The organism is Finegoldia sp. P3-F-LR, from assembly GCF_052932165.1.
Genome location: NZ_JBRFJE010000040.1, coordinates 1 through 1,695, shown reverse-complemented (window position 1 = coordinate 1,695; position 1,695 = coordinate 1). Strand labels below are relative to the sequence as shown.

Below are 1,695 nucleotides of genomic sequence, written 5' to 3'. Positions count from 1 at the left end.
AGAAAGACTAACTATTAAAAGTCAAGAGGTGAAACAAAGAAAATATAAGTAATGATATTGATAAAAACTGAATAAAAATAAGCATGAAAAAGCACCCTAAAGTTTAAGATTAAAAATAGGGTAAGTAAAGTTTTTGCCTTTTAAATAGTAATTTTTTCAAAAGAACCTGTAAATGGTAAAGGCTCCGCCCGAGCAAAGCTCGCCATTTACAGAACCTTTATCAAAAATTTGTAAACAGTTAAGCAAAAACTAACTCTGCACTTGATAAGGTTCATTCTTAGTAAGGACAGCAAAAATAGTATGACAAAGCTTTCTAGCAACAGCGTTTGTAGCAACTAAATGATGCTTGCCTTCACTGATTTTCTTCTGATAATAATCAGAAAAAACAGGGTCACAAAATTCAGCTCTAAGAGCGGATTGAAAAAGAGCACGCCTTAAGTAAGGAGAACCTCTTTTACTCATATGATTGTAAGTAGATTCATATTCTCCAGACTGAGAAACGCTAGCATCCAAACCAGCATAAGCGACAAGTTTTGAAGGATTAGAAAATCTTTTAATATCACCAATCTCACCTAATATAGTAGCAGCATTAACAGAACCAATACCTGGAATAGTAGTAATTGGAGAATTAAGTTTTTCAAGTAAAACCTCAATTTCATTCTCAACATCAGAAACCTGATTTTGAATAAAAGAAATTTGCTCAATAAGCATTTTGATTTGAAGACTAAATGAGTCCAGACAGAAATTAATACCAAAAGAAGAAGAAGCCTTTTTAGAAAGCTCATCAATCTTCTTAGAAGCATAGTTTTTCCTAGTAACAGATTCAAGAAAAGTATTCAAATCATCAGAATTAATATCCTCAAAATCAGAAGGAGTAGAGAAATTTGAAAGAATTTCCTTAGAAGTCTTCCCAAAAATATTACTAAAAGAAGAGGCATATTCAGGGAAAACTTGATCTAAAAGCGCAATAGTTTTTCTTTTAAGATCGCCAATAGAAGAAATAAGGTAGGACCTAAATCTGGAAAGATTCCTCAAAGACAAATAATCTTCATTAGAAAGTGAAGTCTCAACGAAATCTCCATATCTAAGAAGATCAGCTATTAAAAGAGAATCAATAATATCAGTTTTTCTCTTTCTAATCTCAATACCTTGTCGCCAACCGTCAGTTTGGATAGGGTTGATAACACGAACAGTAAAGTTTTTTTCAACAAGATATGAGTATAGAGATAACCAATAATGACCTGTAGCTTCCATACCAACTTCAAGTTCATTTTTGAAAGCTTCTAGTTTAAGGATTAAACTTTCAGCACCATCAATGGAATTTGAAAAAGAAAAAGCCTTAAAGATAACTTTTTTCTTGTCATCAACTAATGAAGCAACATGAGTATTTTTACCAATATCGATACCTAAATAAAACATTTGAAACCTCATAAAAAGTATTTTAGATAGAACCTTCTAAATCTAATAACGTTACTGCCTTATGGGAGATACGAAGTACTGAAAATCAGTCAACATCTAACTTATACGTAAACAGTTAAAAGATTAGAGGACTCACTCTTTCAAGTACGAGATTAAATCTCAAGGAGGGGACGAGTACACTCTATCTAATAACAATATTATACAGTAAAACTGAATAATACTTAGTCGATAAAGGGTTATAGGTTACCTTTAACAACCTAAATACATTATATAAGG

The 1,695-nt window shown here is 31.6% G+C and carries 1 protein-coding gene; it reads right to left on the bottom strand.

Features of this window, described 5'->3' with window-relative positions; translation table 11 throughout:
- Nucleotides 1-249 precede the first annotated feature (249 nt).
- The gene (locus tag ACU68U_RS09160) at nt 250-1,419 is read right to left on the bottom strand and encodes an IS110 family transposase (RefSeq protein ID WP_002838080.1); all 1,170 of its coding nucleotides are present in this window, start codon (nt 1,417-1,419) and stop codon (nt 250-252) included.
- Nucleotides 1,420-1,695: the final 276 nt, after the last annotated feature.

Excerpts from the sequence above, each read along its gene's own strand:
- ACU68U_RS09160 (WP_002838080.1), bottom strand. The coding sequence starts at position 1,419 with ATGTTTTATTTAGGTATCGATATTGGTAAAAATACTCATGTTGCTTCA.